This is a genomic window from Acinetobacter sp. YH12233 (genome assembly GCF_013417725.1).
Classification (GTDB): Bacteria; Pseudomonadota; Gammaproteobacteria; order Pseudomonadales; family Moraxellaceae; genus Acinetobacter.
In genome coordinates this window covers 1-17,269 of the sequence record NZ_VPDK01000007.1, presented here as the reverse complement: position 1 = coordinate 17,269, position 17,269 = coordinate 1, and the positions used below count along the sequence as shown (strand labels likewise).

The following is a 17,269-nucleotide window of genomic DNA, read 5'->3' as shown; positions in this document are numbered from 1 at the left end:
TTAAACTATGACTCAAAACTCAAAAACAGAAGACGATACTATTGACTTAAAAGAGCTATTTTTTTCATTGATTGCTCAATGGAAATTGATCGCACTTTGTATCATTTTAAGTTTAATATGTGCCTTACTTTATATCCGTGTTACACCATCAACCTATTCAACTGACGCTTTAGTACAAGTAGAAGATGGTAAAAGTGCTGCATCGGCGGCATTAATGGGTGAGTTGAAAGAAATCTCTGGTGGTTTAGGTCAGAAATCTCCAGCCGATGCTGAAATTGAAATTTTAAATTCACGCATGGTATTAGGTAAAGTGATTAATGATCTTAACCTTAATATTAAAGTGTTAGATAGCAAAAATACTGTACTCGGTCGACTCATGTCTGCTGAGCAAGGTCAATTAAAATTTGATGCCCAAGGTGTGAGTTATAGTACGCAACAACATCATTTTTTAATTAAGCAACTTGACGTTCCAAATTACTATTTAGATAAAAAATTAAATCTTAATTTTAAACCCGATAATAAATTTACATTAAGTTATAAAGATAAAATCTTGGTTGAAGGCTTATTAAACCAAACTAACCAATTCAACGATACTTATGGTACTTGGAAAATTAATATTTCAAGTCAAAATCCATTTGAACAAGAATTTATCATCTCCAAATTATCACTTCCTTCAGCCGTGAAAGCGCTCAAATTAAACTATGGCGTCGCTGAAAAAGGTAAAATGACGGGAGTCATTGGATTAAATTATTCAGGTGAAGACAAGCAACATATTACAAATGTATTGAATCATGTTTTGGCAATTTATCATGAGCAAAACATTGAACGTAAGACATTAGAATCCAAACAGACTCTAAATTTTCTTGATCAGCAACTTCCAGAATTAAAGCAGCAATTGGAAAAATCAGAGCTCAAATTCAATGAGTTCCGTGAAAAATATAATACAGTTGATGTGACTCAAGAATCAGAACTCATGCTCAAACAAAATATTGAGCTTGAGAAAATGCGTATTGAGCTAAAACAAAAGCAAGCTGAATTATCGGCTAAATACACTCCAGATCATCCATTAATGGCTGAAATTAATGCACAAGTCAGTGCACTAAATCAGAAAACTAGTGAATTAAATCAATCTATTAAGAAGCTCCCTGAAACTCAGCGTTTATATTTACAGTTATATCGCGATGTAAAAGTAAATACTGAACTTTACACAGCATTATTAAATAGCTATCAACAGTTAAAAATTGTGAAAGCAGGCGAAATTGGCAACGTTCGAATTATTGATACTGCTGTTGAACCTGATCGCCCGATTAAACCTAAAAAACTGATCATTTTAATATTGTCACTCTTTGTGGGTGGTTTTATTGGTGTCTTAATTGCACTTCTTCGCAATATGATGCGTTCAGGTATCAAAGATTCAACTGAAATCGAAAATAATCTTGATCTGCCTGTCTATGCGACAGTACCACGTTCCCCAGTTCAAGAAAGCCGTATTAAACTCTTGAAGAAGAAGAAAACAATCCCTGTACTTGCTGTTAAACACAGTGATGACATCGCGATTGAAAGTTTACGTAGTATGCGTACCGCAATTCACTTTGCTTTATCATCTGCAAAAAACAATTTGATTATGATTTCAGGCCCTGCACCTGAAATGGGTAAATCTTTTGTTTCAACCAACTTAGCGACTATTTTAGCGCAGAGTGATAAACGCGTACTAATTGTTGATGCAGATATGCGTCGTGGCTATTTAAATAAATACTTCAATCAAGACAATCAACCCGGTCTTGCAGAATTTTTAAATGGGCAAAGTGACATTGACAGTATTGTCAAAACTACAGAAATTCCAAATTTAAGTGTAGTGACTCGCGGTAAGAGCCCAACCAACCCTTCTGAATTATTAAGCTCAAGTAAGTTCAAAGAGTTTTTAGATTTAATTGCCGACAAGTTTGATCATGTGATTATCGATACCCCGCCTGTACTTGCTGTAACTGACGGTATTATCATTTCACAATTTGCAGGTGTGAATCTTGTCATCGCGCGTTATGCAAAAACCCAGATGAAAGAACTTGAACTCACTATCAATCGCTTTGAACAAGTGGGTGTCAAAGTTAATGGTATTATCTTAAACGATATCCAGCGTAGTTCTGCTGGTTATGGTTATGGCTATAACTATTCATACGGTTATAAAGCAGCTAAAGATCAAGACTAACTTTCAGCTATTTAAAAAAGCCAGTGTTTATACACTGGCTTTTTTTATATAAACCAGCACCTAAAGATTATGTATGTAAGCGTCCGCTGAACCCCATGCCTATTTTTTAATTTTGGTCGGATTTCCAGCGGTGTGGCAGTAATTCTTCTATTTGGGTCACTTTATGCGTCGGCAGCCTTTTCAGCACATCACTTAAATAGGCATACGGATCCAGTCCATTCAGCTTTGCTGACTGGATTAACGTCATGATGTTTGCCGCTCGCTGACCACTGCGCAATGAACCTGCAAACAGCCAGTTCTTACGTCCCAAAGCCCAAGGCCGCATTTGGTTTTCGGCCCAATTATTGTCAATGGGTAGATTGCCATCGTCCAGATAGCGGCTTAAAGCTGGCCAACGCTTCAGAGTGTAATTGATCGCCTTGGCAGTTGGAGAACTCGATGGTACCGTCAGATGATGTCGGTTGAGCCATTCATACAGTTGTTGCATCACCGGTTGACTGTGCTGTTGCCGGTATTCGCGGCGGTGTTCCGCTGTACCATCGGTCTTTTTCCTGAGTTCTGCTTCTATCGCATACAGTTTCTGAATCAGCACTAATGCCTGTTCAGCGACCTGACTTTTCCCAGTTACATGCAGTTCATGGAATTTACGACGTGCATGGGCCATGCAGCCCACCTCAATGACCTGGCCTGATTTAAAGCGTGCTTTATAACCACTGTAATCATCACAGACTAGATAACCCTGCCAGCCTTTCAAGAACTCTGCAGCATGCTGGCCTGAACGACTATCCTGAAAGTCATAGATCACCGCCTGAACTGGATTGTACTGTGTGGTGGCATAGGCCCAGACATAACCTTTCTTCGGTTTTTTATTATTCTCACCCATCCGCATGATGGTGACGGGTGTTTCATCGGCATGGATTACCCGCTGTTGCAACACCACCTGTTTTAAGGCATTGGCCAGAGGTTCCAGTTCCACCCCGCAGCGACCTATCCAGTCAGATAAAGTGGATCTGGACAGATCAATGCCAGCCCGCTGATAGATCAGACGCTGACGGTACAGGGGTAAATGATCAGCGTATTTCGAGACCAACACATGGCTAAGCAGTTCGGGTGAAGCAATGCCTTTATCAATCACATAGGCGGGCATCGCTTGCTGAGTCAGGGTGTCGCACTGATCACAGACCCATTTGCCACGCACATGCTGTTCCTTATAGAACTGTGCCGGTCTGAAATGCAGTTTTTCACTGATATCTTCGCCGATACGACGTAACTGGCAGCCACAAGCACATTGGGTTGATGCAGGTTCATGCTCAATACGAATGGTGTGTAGATGATCTGGCAGCAGTCGACGTTTAGGTTTGTTGACTGTGGCTTTCTGTGTCGCTGCATCAGTTTTATCTGCATTCAGCCGTTCCAGTTCCAGATCAACGGCTGCGATATCTTCTTCGACTGCTTCGTCCCATAGATGGATTTGTTTTGCGGTTAGATGTTCGTTTTTACTGCCGAATTTGTGCTATTTAAATAGTGCGAGTTCATGCTCGTATTTTTGGTTGAGAATAGAAAGATGTTGAACTTGAGCATCTAATTGTTGATTTGATTGCGCTAGAGACTGATGCTGCATCGCCAACTGTCTGGTAAATTCCAGCAGTTGTTCATGGGTCAGTTGGCTTAAGTCAGGCAGCGTATTCATGACCGCAGTATGCCTGAGGTCATGAGAAGAATGAAATAGAACGTTTGGAGAATGGCAGAATGTACGAGCCTGGTTTAGAGCATCGTCACCACCTGCTGTCGTCCAATGCGCTGCCAGGGCAAACCCTGAATCAGTGCCTGTAACTGTTCTGGACTGAGGGCTACGCTTTCACCTTGGTGAAGCTGAGCCCAGTGGAATTTCCCCTGTTCCAGCCACCGGGCACACAGCCAGATGCCCAGCCCATCATGCACCAGCACTTTCATACGATGGCCACGTTTATTACAGAACAGGTAGGCGCAATGCGGTTTGATGTAGCCAAAGGTTCTGAGCACCTGTGCCATGGCAGTATCCATACCTGCACGCATGTCCATGGGCTGGGTAGACAACCAGATTTCATCGATACGGATCATTTGATCAAGCCTTGAAGTAAAAGCAGTAATTCAGTTACTGACTCCACCGGCCAGTCGATCTCGATCATCTGACTCCTTGCGGAACCTTGTTCATCATGTAATGGAATCCTGATATGAGCGGTAGCTTTCTTCTCTGGCACAGGTGGCGGAGGTGCTTCTTGTTTGACTGGCGTCGGGTGAAGAATGACGGGAAGGAAGTCGGTCTGTGGAATGGATGAGATTGTTAATGATGGAACCATTGATCTGGACTGACGAATCCATTTATGCAATAGATTGGCATTGATCTGATGTTGCATTGCGACCTTGGCCACTGATGTATCTGGCTGCTGGCATTGCTGAATAAGTTGATGTTTAAATTCAGCCGTGAAGGTTCGACGGGGCTTTTTTAGCGTTGGTGCAGTGTCTATAACTGTCTTTAAATCCATAAATAGGTGTCCACTTAAATTTTAGTGGACACTATCGCGGTATTCATGAGTTAGAAAAAGTGGGGCTCAGCGGACGCTTACTTATGTATAAAAAATGTTTTATATATTCATGCTGTTATAGTATAAAAATTAGAAGATGACTATGATGAACTTTCCTACACAGTGTTTGCTCTAACTTTCTTAGCAAACGCATGTTAGGAAAAGTCTGCTAGAATTTCAGCAACTTTTTACATATAAAATAATTGTGGGAAAATATATGAGTAAGGCCCTACCTATCGCTGTCGCTGTTCTACTCGGCGGTGCCGCACTTGTTCCTGTTTACTATGCAACCAAGACACCTGCTACGCAATCAGCAACATCAACCCAACCTGCTGCAAATGCTTCAGCTGTCGCAAAAATTAGCTATGCACTAGGTTACGAAGTCGCACATCAAACACCACCTGAGTTGGATATTGATAGCTTTGTAACAGGTGTGCGTGCTGGCCATGCTCGTACTAAACCAGCTTATACAGAAGAAGAATTACAGGCAGCTTATGAGCAGTTCCAGAAAGAAATGCAGCAAAAGCAGCTTGACAGTGCAAAACAGGCCCAAGCTTCAAGTGATACTTTCCTGACTGAAAATGCGAAAAAAGCAGGCATTAAAACAACTGCTTCCGGTTTACAGTACCAAGTCATGAAAGAAGGTACAGGTAAACAGCCAAAAGCCTCTTCAATTGTGAAAGTGCATTACACTGGTAAACTGGTAGATGGCACTGTATTTGACAGTTCAGTAGAACGTGGTGAACCGATCGAGTTTCCATTGAATCAGGTCATTCCAGGCTGGACTGAAGGTCTGCAGCTGATGAAAGAAGGCGGTAAGGCAACTCTATATATTCCGTCAAATCTGGGTTATGGTGAACAGGGTGTTCCTGGTACGATTCCTCCGCATAGCACTTTGATTTTTGATGTGGAATTAATCGAAGTAAAATAATACAAATAGGGAGAGCGACCAGCTCTCCTTTATTTTTGAGAATTGATAATGAAAATACAAATCAGTTTAATGGTTTTGCTGCTCAGTTCAGGCAGCCTTTTTGCTAAAGAGATCAATAATACAAGTAGTGAAGCTGAGAAGATTGGCTACAGCTTTGGTTATCTGATGGGTCGCAGTAATGCAGACACTTTAAAGGATCTTGACCTAGATGCATTTAGCCAGGGTTTAAAGACAGCCGCTGCTGGACAAAAATCCAGTTTAAGCGATGAAGAAATGACCCAAGTGCTGACTCAGTATAAACGTCAAAGTGATGCCAAAGAACTGATTGTGCTTAAACAGAAAGCTGAAGAAAATGCCAAAGCTGGCAAAGCATTCTTGCAGGAAAATGCCAAAAAGCCCGGCATTAAAACCACCAAATCTGGTCTGCAATACCTGGTGCTGAAAGAAGGTAAAGGGAAATCACCAAGCGCTAACAGTAATGTCCGTGTCCATTATGAAGGTCGCCTGATTGATGGTACCGTTTTTGACAGTTCGATTGCCCGCCAGCAGCCAGTCGATTTCCGTACCACCCAAGTGATTAGTGGCTGGACAGAAGGCTTACAGCTCATGAAAGTCGGTGCCAAGTACCGCTTCTTTATCCCTGCTGATCTGGCCTATGGACAGATTGGTTCGGGAGATATCATTGAACCAAATAGTACCCTGATTTTTGATATCGAATTACTGGAAATTATTAAATAAAAATTCCTTTAATTGTAAAAACTAAAAAGAGAGGCAAATTATTTACCTCTCTTTTTTTGTACTGATGAGAAACGAATTAGTTGGAGCTTTTCATGTATATTCATAGCAGTTTTGCTATTTTATAGTTTAATCAAAATATTCAACAACAATAGAGGACTTCAGCATGGCAGCAATCAAGACCCGCGAAATTCAATATACTGCGCAGGATGGCAGCACTTTGATTGGTTATTTTGCCGCACCGGAAACTGATGCACCTGTAGCAGGTGTTATCGTGGCACCCGAATGGTGGGGCCGCAATGACTATACTGAACAGCGTGCCCGTGAACTGGCGGAACATGGTTATGCCGCGCTGGCAATTGATATGTATGGTGACAAGAAAGTGACCACCAACTCTGATCAAGCCTATCAATGGATGATGCAGACGTTTGAAGATCCGGACACCATTGTGAATCGTGCAAAAGCAGCGCTAGATACACTGGCTGCACAGGATGAAGTCAATCCGGAAAAACTGGCTGCGATTGGTTTCTGCTACGGTGGTAAAGTGGCTCTGGATCTGGCTCGCTCAAATGCACCTTTAAAAGCTGTGGCTACTTTCCATGCCAACCTGTCTCCTAAAGCACCTGCACAAGAAGGCCAGGTACAGGCAGAAATTCTGGTCCTACATGGTGAAAAGGACAGTATGGTGAGCCTGGATGATGTCGCCAGCTTTAAAGAAGAAATGCAGGCGGCTAAGGTCGAGCATAATGTGATTGTATTTGAAAATGCCAAGCATGGATTTAGCAACCCGCTTGCGGATGAGCGCGCCAAGGCCAGTGGTGTCGATCTGGGCTACAATGGTGAAGCAGAAAAACAAAGCTTGGCTGCCATGTATGAATTACTGGCACGACAACTCGCCTAATAACAGATAAATTGATCCGGCTCATGATCGAACTGGGTCATACCTGAAAAAAATAAATTCAATGAAAGGAGCCAATATCATGACTGAAAATAACTGCCCGTACTGTAATTTTGACGAATACGATATTCTGGCTAAAAATGATTTTGCTGTCGTGTTACCTGAACCCAACTCCCTGTCCAAAGGACATTATGTAGTTACTCCATTACGTCATGTGGCGTCATTTTTTGAAATCACAGATAAAGAACGTAAAAGCATGATGTCCTTACTTGAACAGGCCCGTAATGAACTACAACTACGCTATCAACCTTCGGGTTTTCATGTCGGGTTTAATGATGGCGAAGTATTTCAGGAAAAATCAGAACATTTACACATTCATATAATCCCGCGTTATGAAGGCAAGGTATTAAAGCTGGATGCACGCTGGGGCATTGAAGAATAAGAATTTAATTTTTTTGCCGAGTGAATGCTTTTCGAAGTGTTCACTTGTCCCTTCCATTTATTCATTTTTACTCTTTTACAGTCTCGCTGTTTTAGCAGACTTTTCATCTTTTAGCTGAGTCTCTTCAGTTATACTAGGCCTCGTTTTCCAGTTTGTTCTATTTTCATGTTTGTATTTTCAGATGCCCTTTTAGAATGGTTTGATGTACATGGCCGCCATGATTTGCCATGGCAAGTGGCTGATGATCCCTATAAGGTCTGGGTCTCTGAAATCATGCTACAGCAGACTCAGGTCAAAACTGTGCTGCAATATTTTGAGCGGTTTATTCAGCGTTTTCCGACAGTACAGGACTTAGGTACAGCTTCCTGGGATGAGGTTGCACCCTATTGGGCGGGGCTGGGCTATTATGCTCGTGCCCGCAATTTGCATAAGGCAGCCGGTATTGTAGCAAGACAGGGGCATTTCCCAACTAGTCTGGAAGAATGGATTGCCCTGCCCGGCATTGGCCGCTCAACCGCGGGAGCCTTAATGTCTTTGGGTTTACGTCAGTACGGCGTGATCATGGATGGCAATGTCAAACGGGTGCTGGCACGATTTTTTGCGATCGAAGATGATCTGTCTAAACCAGTACATGAACGTGCCTTGTGGGAGCTTGCTGAACAGCTCTGCCCGGTTGATCGGAATCATGATTATACCCAGGCGATTATGGATCTCGGTGCGACTGTCTGTATTCCCAAAAAGCCTTTATGCCTGTATTGCCCAATGCAGCAACATTGCAAGGCACATCAACAGGGTCTGGAAAATGAATTGCCCTTTAAAAAAGCCAAAAAGCCGGTACCGGTCAAAGCAGCTCAAGTGCTGTTGATCCAGTCAGGTGATGAATGGCTATGGCAACAGCGTCCTAATAGTGGTCTTTGGGGCGGGCTCTGGTCTCTGCCAATTATTGAAGACACTCATGCATTTGAACAACTGTGCCAACAACTGGGTCTGAAAAATCTCGTACAAAAGGTCCAGATCAGCCACAGTTTCACCCATTTTACCTGGCAGCTTGAAGCCATGGTTTTTGCAGTCGATGCAGATCAGCAGGAACATCTGGCGATTGAGTTACAGGGCTTCTGGATGAACCCGGAAACTGCGGTCAATGCAGGTATTCCAACCGCCATGAAAAAATTGATTTCTACCGTAAATTTATGACATAGTCTGGAACAAGAAGAATCATACTGGCCTCATTTAAGGATAAATATTTTGCGCCATTCTCTTGCGTTTGTCGGGCTTTCTTTGGTGATGTTATTTCTGGTGGCGTGTAGTAGCGCACCGAAACATCCTTCTGCGGTTCAACTTAATCCGGCACTGGTCAAAAAACTGAATCATATGCGTATGCCCTCTTCTCTGCCGATTCCGGTAGATCGGGTCCAGGCTCGTGAATTGAAAGATACTTGGGGAGCTTCGCGTAGTAGTGGCCGTTTGCATGAGGGCATTGATATTCTGGCTCCACGTGGAACCAAGGTTCGTAGTGCGACGCCTGGTCTGATCGCGGATTTACGGAATAACAATTTGGGTGGTAAAGTAGTCTGGATTCTGGGTCCAGGTGGTGCCTGGCATTATTATGCACATCTGGATGGTCATAAGCGTGGCCTGAAAGTTGGTGACTATGTCAAAAAGGGTGATGTCATTGGTTATGTCGGTAATACTGGCAATGCCCGGCATACTGCGCCACATCTGCATTATGGTCTCTATTTAAATGGTAAGGGCCGTGGTGTTGTTAACCCTTATCCATATTTACGTTAATTTTAGGAAGTTTACATGTCAGAAGCGTTGATCAACCGTCTGGTCGAATTTGCTGAATCAGGCAATCAACAGAAAATCGTGCTCAATGGCCAGACCTATCAGGGCTGGATCATGGAAATTACCGAAGAGGCGCTTCTGATCAGTACCGGTTATGCCGATAAAAGTGGTAAGGATATGTGGATCCAGTTCAGCGATCTGCAGCAGGCAGAACTCTCCTACTGGGACAATCAGCAAGATCAGTGGACGACATTTAAATTATAAGATAATCAAAAGGAGCATCCCTTGACGATCCAACGCTGTGGCTGGTGCTCTGATGATTCTCTGTATACTGCTTACCATGATCAGGAATGGGGACAGGCGCTGCATGATGAAAAACGCCTATTTGAAATGCTGTGTCTGGAAGGCCAACAGGCCGGTTTAGCCTGGATTACCGTACTCAGAAAACGTGAATCTTATCGCAAACATTTCTTTCAATATTCGATTGAAACGATTGCTTCTTTTACAGATGAGCAACTCACCGCAAAACTGCAAGATGCTAGTCTAATCCGGCATATCGGTAAACTGACTGCAATTCGCGATAATGCCCGGGCCTGGCAACAGCTTAAATCTCAAGAGATTGATGTGGTTACATGGTTGTGGTCCTTTGCCCAGCACCCCCGATTGAATAATGATGTGGCAGATTATCGTCAGGCTCCGGCACAAACCATTGAAAGCCAGAACATGTCCAAAGCCTTAAAAAAAGCAGGCTTTAAGTTTGTCGGCCCTACGATCTGTTATGCCTTTATGCAGGCAGTCGGCATGGTCGATGACCATGAAAATTACTGTCACTTTAAAACAATATCCTCCCATTCAAATAAGAGCTGAATCTATGTCCAATAATATCATTCAAGCCTATGCCGCAATGTCTGCGGGTGCCGCCCTGGAACCTTATCAATTTGATGCGGGTGAACTTCAGCCGCATCAGGTCGAAATGAAAGTTGAATACTGCGGCCTATGCCATTCTGATATTTCAGTACTCAATAATGACTGGGGATCTTCGGTCTATCCTGTGGTGGCCGGACATGAAGTGATTGGAACCATTACGCAACTGGGTTCTGAAGCCAAAGGCCTAAAAGTAGGTCAACGTGTCGGTATTGGCTGGACTGCGGAAAGCTGCCAACATTGCGATCCTTGTATTTCAGGTCAGCAAGTGCTGTGTACCGGTGGTCAGGTTGCAACCATCGTCGGTCATGCAGGCGGTTTTGCGGATAAAGTCCGTGCTGGCTGGCAATGGGCAATTCCCTTACCTGAAGATCTGGACCCGGAAAGTGCTGGCCCCCTGCTCTGTGGCGGGATTACCGTATTTGATCCGATTCTGAAACACCAGATTCAGGCCATTCACCACGTCGGTGTCATTGGTATTGGCGGTTTGGGACATATGGCGATCAAGCTGCTGAAAGCTTGGGGTTGTGAAATTACCGCCTTTACTTCAAATCTGGATAAAACCGATGAGCTGAAAGCCATGGGTGCAGACCATGTAGTGAATAGTCGTGACCCAGCAGCGCTTAAAACGCTCCGTGGTAAATTTGATCTATTAATGAGTACTGTAAATGTCACATTGGACTGGCAGGCTTATCTATCAACACTGGCACCAAATGGCACTGTACATATGCTGGGCTTACCACTGGAACCCATGCAAATTTCTGCAGGTTCACTGATTGGTGGTGCTAAATCAGTGACTGGCTCGCCAACAGGTTCACCAGCAGCTTTACGTCAATTACTAAAATTTGCGGCACGTAAAAATATTGCGCCACAAATTGAGTTATTCCCAATGTCGGAAATTAATGCTGCGATTGAACGTCTGCACTCAGGCAAAGCCCGTTACCGGATCGTACTAAAAGCCGATTTCTAATTTGTACCAATCATTAGTAAATCTAGATCTGCCCTAGCCTCATGTTAGGGCAGATTTTTTATGGCTATATCTATAAATGATTGGTTTATAAATATTTAGCCAGCTTCTGAGCCAGAAATTCAATAAATAGATGTACCCGTTTAGGCAAATGCTCCTGACGGTAATAAACTGCATGAATTTTTTGATAATGCAGCTCAATCTGCTCTTCAAATAGCGCCTCTAAACGACCCGCCTGTAAGTCGTCCTCGACCAGAAAGCGTGACAGACAAGTAATACCCACCCCGTATAAAGCCAATTGACGAACCGTTTCCCCATTAGGTGCTCGAATCTTTGGCTTCACAGTGATAGGTTCGCCATTTAGCCGTACCGGCCAGGTGTTCAAATGCGTAGGCTGACTAAATCCCAGTAAAGTATGCTCCGATAAATCTGCCACTGATTGCGGTCTGCCCTTTTGCTGTAAATATTCAGGGCTAGCCACAATATACAAACGGCTGCGGCATAATAATCTGGCATGCAGGCTGGAATCATGCAGTTCTCCAAAGCGGATCGCGACATCGGTTTTATGTTCCAGCAGATCAATCACCTGATCATGATTATTCAGTTCAATTTCGATGTGGGGATAGCGCTGCATAAATTCCTGAATCAGCGGCACGATTACATGCAGCACAAAAGGTGTCGCTGAATCTACCCGAATCAATCCTGACGTATCACTATCTGATTTCAGCAAAGCATCCTCAGCTTCTGCCAAATCATTGAGAATTTTGCGCGCCTTTTCTAGAAATAGCTGGCCTTCTTGAGTCAGTTTCAGCTTACGTGTGGTTCTTTCTAAAAGAGTAACATTTAACTTATTTTCCAGACGTTGCAGTGCCCGACTGACACCCGAAGTGGTTTGGCCTAAACGTTCTGCCGCCATGACGATAGAACCACTATCCACAATAGTGACAAAAGCCTGTAATTCTTCAATCGTTGATTTCATTTGTCACTCTTTTATTGATTTTCGGTCAATAATATTTTGCAAATTCAGCTATTTTTTCGCAACAATAAAAAGCACAAAATACTCAACATCGAAAATACTTAAAGATTAAAGCTATGAATATTGTTCCTCAATTTGGTGTCGGTACCTTTCGCCTGTCTGGACAGACCGTCATTGATTCAGTCAAAACAGCACTGGAAGTCGGTTATCGCGCTGTAGATACGGCACAGATTTATGCCAATGAAGCAGAAGTGGGTCAGGCCATTGCAGAAAGTCAGGTTAATCGTAACGAGCTGTTCATTACCACCAAAATCTGGACAGATAATTACGCACCAGACAAACTGATTCCAAGTCTCAAAGAGAGTCTACATAAACTACGTACCGATGCAGTCAATCTAACGCTCATTCATTGGCCTGCACCTCGTTTAGGCGTTCAAATTCCTGAGCTGATGCAGACTTTATTAGAAGCCAAACAGCAAGGTCTGACTGAGCATATTGGTGTGTCCAATTTCAATATTGAGCTGACCCAGCAAGCGATTGATAGTATTGGTCTGGAGCATATCGCCACTAACCAGATTGAACTCAGTCCTTATTTACAAAATCAGCGTCTGGTGAATTTCCTACAAGCACAGAATATTGATGTCACCTCTTATATGACACTAGCTTATGGCAAAGTGCTGAATGATCCTGTCCTGCAAGGAATTGCTGCCCAGCATCAGGCTTCGACTGCACAAATTGTACTGGCTTGGGCCTTGCAAAAAGGTTTTGCTGTGATTCCTTCTTCAACCAAACGTGAACATCTGCTTGCCAATCTGACAGCGCAGGAGATACAGCTGACTCAAGAAGAAATGGCTTTGATCAGCACCTTGGAGCGTAATGGCCGCGAGGTTGATCCGGACTAGCTTGCGCCTATCTGGGATTAAACAGAAACCATGAAAGTTAATTTTCCTTTGCTTGCACTGGCGGTTGGCGCCTTTGCAATTGGTACCACTGAATTCTCTCCTATGGGTTTTCTGCCAGAAATCGCTCGTGATCTGGAGATTTCGATTCCTCGTGCCGGGATGCTAATCAGTGCCTATGCTTTAGGTGTGATGTTGGGTGCACCGCTAATGACCCTCTGGTTAAGCCGTTATTCCAAACGTAAGTCTCTCATTTTACTGATGGCGATTTTTACGATTGGTAATATTCTGGCGACATTAGCGCCTAATTATCTGGGGCTGATGGGGGTACGGATCATCACCAGCTTGAACCATGGTGCTTTCTTTGGGATTGGTTCAGTTGTCGCTGCCAGTGTCGTTCCGAAAGATAAACAGGCCAGTGCCGTAGCCATGATGTTTATGGGCCTGACCATTGCCAATATTGGCGGGGTGCCACTAGCAACCTGGATAGGACAACATATCGGCTGGCGTATGGCTTTTCTGGGTATTTCCCTGCTTGGTTTGCTAACCATGTTCTCCTTATGGAAAGCCTTGCCTGAAGGCCAAAGCAGCCAGAAACCAGATGTAAGGCAAGAACTACAAGTATTGACCCGTTTACCAGTGGTGTTAGCTTTATTGACCACTGTGATGAGTGCGGGGGCCATGTTTGCTCTCTACACTTATATTGCGCCGAGTCTGCAAAGTTTTACTCAGGCTTCCCCTGCATTGATTACTTTGATGCTGGTGTTGATCGGGATAGGTTTCTCGATTGGTAACCATCTGGGTGGCAAATTCGCAGATCTATCTTTAGATAAAACCCTGATTGGCTTTTTAATCTTGCTCATGCTGATGATGCTGCTCTTCCCGATTCTGGCAAGCACAGCTCTTGGCGCAGGTCTGGCATTAATCATCTGGGGCGCTGCTGCCTTTGCCGTGGTTCCACCTTTACAGATGCGAGTCATGTCCGTGGCTTATGATGCGCCTGGGCTGGCTTCTTCGGTAAATATTGGTGCCTTTAACCTCGGGAATGCTTTGGGTGCGATTGCGGGTGCCAGTGTGCTAAATCTGGGACTTAGCTATAGTGCGGTTTCATTTACCGGTGCTGGGCTCAGTGCTGTTGCTTTGCTTCTGGTCGTGATTCAAATGAAACTGGTTCCACAGCAAGATATGACTACGCAGCAATGCTCTTAAAATTTCCTTCATAAAAAAAGTCCGCCTGATGCGGACTTTTTTTATTGGCTATTTAGCGTAAAGCTTCAGGTAACACAGGCGTTGCCACAGGTTTAGCCAGTTCGGTTTTCATCTTTTGCAGCATCTGATAAGGCTGCTGTTGCACAAACATATTCACAAAGGTTAAAGGAATCGAACCTTCAGGATTGGCATAGCCATAAGTCGATACCTTGACCTTGTTATTGGCCAGTTTCTGGAAAGTCCAGTCTCCCTGATAATCAGTCAAACGCACATAATTCGGGTTTAGGGCATACCCAGTCTGAATCGCTTTATTCTTGATGGTGATCTGACCATTGGCATCCTTGATCATTTTGCCCTGCACAATCAGATCACGGTCTTTTAAAGGGAATGGAAAATCCAGCACCATATACAAGGTGAAATCGCCTTTTTTATCATCACGCGACAGCACCTTGATACTGCCCATATAAGGCACCCATTTCACTGCATGATCAACATCCAGAATTAAAGAGACGGCATTCTCAATCGGGACATTGTAGGTGGTTTCGGCTTTATAGAGAAAAACGGGATTCCGCTCATCCTGATAGGTCCAGACTTTAATATTATTTTTATTAATGCTGAGCTTGGCATTCTGCACAGAGGTCGACTGTGCTGTAGCGGCAAAGGCTACAGCACACGCCATTAATATTAATTTCTTCATTCCATTGTCATCTTATTTTAGTTTTAAGTTATTTTTATATAGGATTTTGACGAAAATTTATACTTGAATATCGTTAAAACCAAGTACATCCTTCATGTCATATTTACGCGCATCACGACCAACGACCCAAGCTGCGGCACGTACGGCACCCGCTGCAAAGTTCATACGATTGGTGGCTTTATGCGTAATTTCAACACGCTCGCCTTCGCCAATAAACATTGCAGTATGTTCACCGACGATATCACCGCCACGAATGGTCTGAAAACCAATGCTTTTACGTTCACGAGGACCCGTATGCCCTTCACGATGATATACCGCATCTTTTTTCAGATCACGACCCAGTGCTCCAGCAATCGCCTCACCCATCATAAGAGCTGTACCTGATGGCGCATCTACCTTATGACGGTGATGCGCTTCGATCACTTCAATATCGACCGTATCACCAAAGACTTTAGAGGCAAGTTCTAACAGTTTGATCGAAACGTTCACACCAACTGAATAGTTCGCTGCATAGACCACTGGTGTTTCTTTTGCAGATTCATCCAGATAAGCCTTTTGTTCGTCATTCATACCAGTAGTACCAATCACGATCGCAACGCCATTTTCACGGCAGATTTTAAGATGATTCACCGTCGCAGCAGGTGCTGTAAAGTCGATCACCACGTCACAGTCTTTGACCACTTCTTCAAGATGGCCGACAACCTTTACACCCAAGTTCCCTACGCCAGCCAGTTCACCGGCATCTGCACCAATGAGTGAGCTTTCAGGGCGCTCAACAGCTGCTGCCAATTGGTAACCGGCTTCTTTCACCGCCTGAATAAGGATGCGTCCCATACGGCCGCCTGCGCCTAAAATCCCAATGCGTGGTGTCGCTGACATAACATAGTCCTGATGTTGATTCGAAATTGCTCTTACTATAGCAAAACTCGCTCATAACACTAAGATTGATCGCATAAAAATCAATGAAAAGAATTAAAGAGGGTCATGAGGGTTTTTGATATGCAGTCCATATAAACAATAGTTTATGGCTGAGTAAAAAGAAAAATAATTCCATTAGAGGAATAATGATTAAATGCTTAGTCAGAGATAAACTCATTTAAAGAAAAATCTAGTTAATAAGAATTAGTTTCTAATTATAAGTAATTGAATTTAATAAAATAATAAATATTTTTCCATAATAAGTATGATCTTGATTTTTCATATTTAGAACATTTGTATTTAAGGGAAATATATTGAAAATCCAGTTTGACCGCCTCAGCAATATAAGTACCACTGATATTATTGAACTAAATACCCATCATCGTGTACTGAAGCATATGCCTTTAGCGCATGGCATTATTTTCGATGAAGCACGATGTATTGCTTGGGTAAATAAAAGTATAAATCCATAATACTTTTTTAAATTTAAGAATGTTTAAGGATCAAGCATCAAGTAGTTGACCAACTTCCAAGCTGGTATATCCACGTTCTTTAAAGATCAAAATAATCGCTTTTTTATAATCTTCACAAATAGATGTTTTATATTTAGTGATAAGTTGAATCTCGGAATTCAGCTCCAGATCATTTTTTAAGGTCAAGACTTCAGTAGAGATCTTATTAAAAATCTTTAAATTAAACATATAGGCACCTGTTATCAGTTGTAGCGGCCCAACTACAACAAATACCTGCCTTAGCTCAGCTAGACACCCTTGGTCGCAAGGATTACAAATTAGAAAAAGTTCTGCAAGTTTTGAGGAATTGACAGATTAAATAACCTTCTAAATCCTGCCTATTTAGTAAGATTGTCAGCCTAAAAATTAATTTTATATATCAATTTCTTAATAATCTCATGATTGCTAAAAATTTAATAGGAACCAGTTTTTGTAACAATTCTTTTAATATTCCAGATTATTCATAATATTTTTAGGGTGTGTTGACACTTTTAGCTTAAAAAAATAGCGAAGTAGTAAAATCAAATCACCAAACCCAATTTTACTATTCGCTATGCCTCGTACCATGCTGACAGATCAACACTGGCAAAAGTTGAAAGTTATTCT

Annotated in this window: 19 protein-coding genes and 1 pseudogene; 13 read left to right on the top strand and 7 right to left on the bottom strand. The window is 42.9% G+C overall.

The features are described from left to right. The first annotated feature begins 7 nt into the window (after positions 1-7). Positions 8-2,206, top strand: coding sequence for a polysaccharide biosynthesis tyrosine autokinase (locus tag FTV12_RS04885; protein WP_180033600.1), 2,199 nt, complete (start codon positions 8-10; stop codon positions 2,204-2,206). A 106-nt stretch (positions 2,207-2,312) separates the two neighbouring features. On the opposite strand, the pseudogene FTV12_RS04880 reads toward FTV12_RS04885, so the two are convergent. The 3 genes and pseudogenes from FTV12_RS04880 to FTV12_RS04870 all read right to left on the bottom strand — a co-directional run bounded on the left by FTV12_RS04880 (position 2,313) and on the right by FTV12_RS04870 (position 4,731). Next, a pseudogene (locus FTV12_RS04880) lies at positions 2,313-3,896 on the bottom strand (IS66 family transposase). Positions 3,897-3,970: 74 nt separating this feature from the next. Continuing rightward, positions 3,971-4,306, bottom strand: coding sequence for an IS66 family insertion sequence element accessory protein TnpB (gene tnpB / locus FTV12_RS04875; protein ID WP_180033599.1), 336 nt, complete (start codon positions 4,304-4,306; stop codon positions 3,971-3,973). Beyond that, positions 4,303-4,731 (bottom strand): transposase, encoded by a 429-nt coding sequence (locus FTV12_RS04870; RefSeq protein WP_180033598.1) that lies wholly within the window; start codon positions 4,729-4,731, stop codon positions 4,303-4,305. Before FTV12_RS04870 ends, tnpB begins: the two co-directional genes overlap by 4 nt. Before the next feature lie 256 nt (positions 4,732-4,987). Here FTV12_RS04870 and FTV12_RS04865 point away from each other — a divergent pair, with 256 nt between their 5' ends. From FTV12_RS04865 to FTV12_RS04825, 9 genes are all read left to right on the top strand, one after another. After that, a complete protein-coding gene (locus tag FTV12_RS04865) occupies positions 4,988-5,701 on the top strand; it encodes an FKBP-type peptidyl-prolyl cis-trans isomerase (RefSeq protein ID WP_180033597.1) in 714 nt (237 codons plus the stop codon). Between the two features lie 48 nt (positions 5,702-5,749). Then, positions 5,750-6,439, top strand: coding sequence for an FKBP-type peptidyl-prolyl cis-trans isomerase (locus FTV12_RS04860; protein ID WP_180033596.1), 690 nt, complete (start codon positions 5,750-5,752; stop codon positions 6,437-6,439). Positions 6,440-6,602: 163 nt separating this feature from the next. After that, positions 6,603-7,337 (top strand): dienelactone hydrolase family protein, encoded by a 735-nt coding sequence (locus tag FTV12_RS04855; protein WP_180033595.1) that lies wholly within the window; start codon positions 6,603-6,605, stop codon positions 7,335-7,337. 79 nt (positions 7,338-7,416) lie between these two features. Continuing rightward, complete coding sequence (locus tag FTV12_RS04850) at positions 7,417-7,776, top strand: HIT family protein (RefSeq protein WP_005233203.1); 360 nt, start codon at positions 7,417-7,419, stop codon at positions 7,774-7,776. 165 nt (positions 7,777-7,941) lie between these two features. Next, positions 7,942-8,970: an A/G-specific adenine glycosylase gene (mutY, locus tag FTV12_RS04845; RefSeq protein WP_218949126.1), complete on the top strand. Its 1,029-nt coding sequence runs from the start codon at positions 7,942-7,944 to the stop codon at positions 8,968-8,970. Between the two features lie 90 nt (positions 8,971-9,060). Continuing rightward, positions 9,061-9,564: a M23 family metallopeptidase gene (locus tag FTV12_RS04840; protein ID WP_171431287.1), complete on the top strand. Its 504-nt coding sequence runs from the start codon at positions 9,061-9,063 to the stop codon at positions 9,562-9,564. Between the two features lie 15 nt (positions 9,565-9,579). Beyond that, on the top strand, positions 9,580-9,825 hold the full coding sequence (locus tag FTV12_RS04835) for a hypothetical protein (protein WP_004780440.1): 246 nt from the start codon (positions 9,580-9,582) through the stop codon (positions 9,823-9,825). Positions 9,826-9,846: 21 nt separating this feature from the next. Then, complete coding sequence (locus FTV12_RS04830; protein WP_180033594.1) at positions 9,847-10,428, top strand: DNA-3-methyladenine glycosylase I; 582 nt, start codon at positions 9,847-9,849, stop codon at positions 10,426-10,428. A 4-nt stretch (positions 10,429-10,432) separates the two neighbouring features. Continuing rightward, complete coding sequence (locus FTV12_RS04825) at positions 10,433-11,455, top strand: NAD(P)-dependent alcohol dehydrogenase (RefSeq protein WP_180033593.1); 1,023 nt, start codon at positions 10,433-10,435, stop codon at positions 11,453-11,455. An 85-nt stretch (positions 11,456-11,540) separates the two neighbouring features. Here the strand turns inward: FTV12_RS04825 and FTV12_RS04820 are convergent, their stop codons facing one another. Beyond that, positions 11,541-12,431, bottom strand: a complete 891-nt coding sequence (locus tag FTV12_RS04820; RefSeq protein ID WP_180033592.1) for a LysR family transcriptional regulator — start codon at positions 12,429-12,431, stop codon at positions 11,541-11,543. Positions 12,432-12,544: 113 nt separating this feature from the next. Between FTV12_RS04820 and dkgB the strand changes: the two genes are divergently transcribed. Together dkgB and FTV12_RS04810 are read left to right on the top strand one after the other, a co-directional pair. Beyond that, positions 12,545-13,330 carry a 2,5-didehydrogluconate reductase DkgB gene (dkgB, locus tag FTV12_RS04815; RefSeq protein WP_180033591.1) on the top strand — a complete coding sequence of 262 codons (786 nt, stop codon included), beginning with the start codon at positions 12,545-12,547 and terminating at the stop codon, positions 13,328-13,330. 30 nt (positions 13,331-13,360) lie between these two features. Next, positions 13,361-14,536 carry an MFS transporter gene (locus tag FTV12_RS04810; protein ID WP_180033590.1) on the top strand — a complete coding sequence of 392 codons (1,176 nt, stop codon included), beginning with the start codon at positions 13,361-13,363 and terminating at the stop codon, positions 14,534-14,536. 52 nt (positions 14,537-14,588) lie between these two features. Here FTV12_RS04810 and FTV12_RS04805 read toward each other — a convergent pair whose 3' ends face one another. After that, on the bottom strand, positions 14,589-15,233 hold the full coding sequence (locus FTV12_RS04805) for an START domain-containing protein (RefSeq protein WP_034170748.1): 645 nt from the start codon (positions 15,231-15,233) through the stop codon (positions 14,589-14,591). Positions 15,234-15,290: 57 nt separating this feature from the next. Continuing rightward, positions 15,291-16,112: a 4-hydroxy-tetrahydrodipicolinate reductase gene (dapB, locus tag FTV12_RS04800; RefSeq protein ID WP_180033589.1), complete on the bottom strand. Its 822-nt coding sequence runs from the start codon at positions 16,110-16,112 to the stop codon at positions 15,291-15,293. A gap of 353 nt (positions 16,113-16,465) precedes the next feature. Between dapB and FTV12_RS04795 the strand changes: the two genes are divergently transcribed. Then, entirely contained in the window at positions 16,466-16,624 is a 159-nt protein-coding gene (locus FTV12_RS04795; protein WP_257220872.1) for a hypothetical protein, read from the top strand. A gap of 30 nt (positions 16,625-16,654) precedes the next feature. Here FTV12_RS04795 and FTV12_RS04790 read toward each other — a convergent pair whose 3' ends face one another. Further along, positions 16,655-16,852: a hypothetical protein gene (locus FTV12_RS04790; protein WP_104426834.1), complete on the bottom strand. Its 198-nt coding sequence runs from the start codon at positions 16,850-16,852 to the stop codon at positions 16,655-16,657. Positions 16,853-17,269 lie beyond the last annotated feature (417 nt).

Bases quoted from the DNA above. Each gene is read 5' to 3' on its own strand.
- FTV12_RS04885 (WP_180033600.1), top strand. From the start codon at position 8: ATGACTCAAAACTCAAAAACAGAAGACGATACTATTGACTTAAAAGAG.
- tnpB (WP_180033599.1), bottom strand. From the start codon at position 4,306: ATGATCCGTATCGATGAAATCTGGTTGTCTACCCAGCCCATGGACATG.
- FTV12_RS04870 (WP_180033598.1), bottom strand. From the start codon at position 4,731: ATGGATTTAAAGACAGTTATAGACACTGCACCAACGCTAAAAAAGCCC.
- FTV12_RS04865 (WP_180033597.1), top strand. From the start codon at position 4,988: ATGAGTAAGGCCCTACCTATCGCTGTCGCTGTTCTACTCGGCGGTGCC.
- FTV12_RS04860 (WP_180033596.1), top strand. From the start codon at position 5,750: ATGAAAATACAAATCAGTTTAATGGTTTTGCTGCTCAGTTCAGGCAGC.
- FTV12_RS04855 (WP_180033595.1), top strand. From the start codon at position 6,603: ATGGCAGCAATCAAGACCCGCGAAATTCAATATACTGCGCAGGATGGC.
- FTV12_RS04850 (WP_005233203.1), top strand. From the start codon at position 7,417: ATGACTGAAAATAACTGCCCGTACTGTAATTTTGACGAATACGATATT.
- mutY (WP_218949126.1), top strand. From the start codon at position 7,942: ATGTTTGTATTTTCAGATGCCCTTTTAGAATGGTTTGATGTACATGGC.
- FTV12_RS04840 (WP_171431287.1), top strand. From the start codon at position 9,061: ATGTTATTTCTGGTGGCGTGTAGTAGCGCACCGAAACATCCTTCTGCG.
- FTV12_RS04835 (WP_004780440.1), top strand. From the start codon at position 9,580: ATGTCAGAAGCGTTGATCAACCGTCTGGTCGAATTTGCTGAATCAGGC.
- FTV12_RS04825 (WP_180033593.1), top strand. From the start codon at position 10,433: ATGTCCAATAATATCATTCAAGCCTATGCCGCAATGTCTGCGGGTGCC.
- FTV12_RS04820 (WP_180033592.1), bottom strand. From the start codon at position 12,431: ATGAAATCAACGATTGAAGAATTACAGGCTTTTGTCACTATTGTGGAT.
- dkgB (WP_180033591.1), top strand. From the start codon at position 12,545: ATGAATATTGTTCCTCAATTTGGTGTCGGTACCTTTCGCCTGTCTGGA.
- FTV12_RS04810 (WP_180033590.1), top strand. From the start codon at position 13,361: ATGAAAGTTAATTTTCCTTTGCTTGCACTGGCGGTTGGCGCCTTTGCA.
- FTV12_RS04805 (WP_034170748.1), bottom strand. From the start codon at position 15,233: ATGAAGAAATTAATATTAATGGCGTGTGCTGTAGCCTTTGCCGCTACA.
- dapB (WP_180033589.1), bottom strand. From the start codon at position 16,112: ATGTCAGCGACACCACGCATTGGGATTTTAGGCGCAGGCGGCCGTATG.
- FTV12_RS04790 (WP_104426834.1), bottom strand. From the start codon at position 16,852: ATGTTTAATTTAAAGATTTTTAATAAGATCTCTACTGAAGTCTTGACC.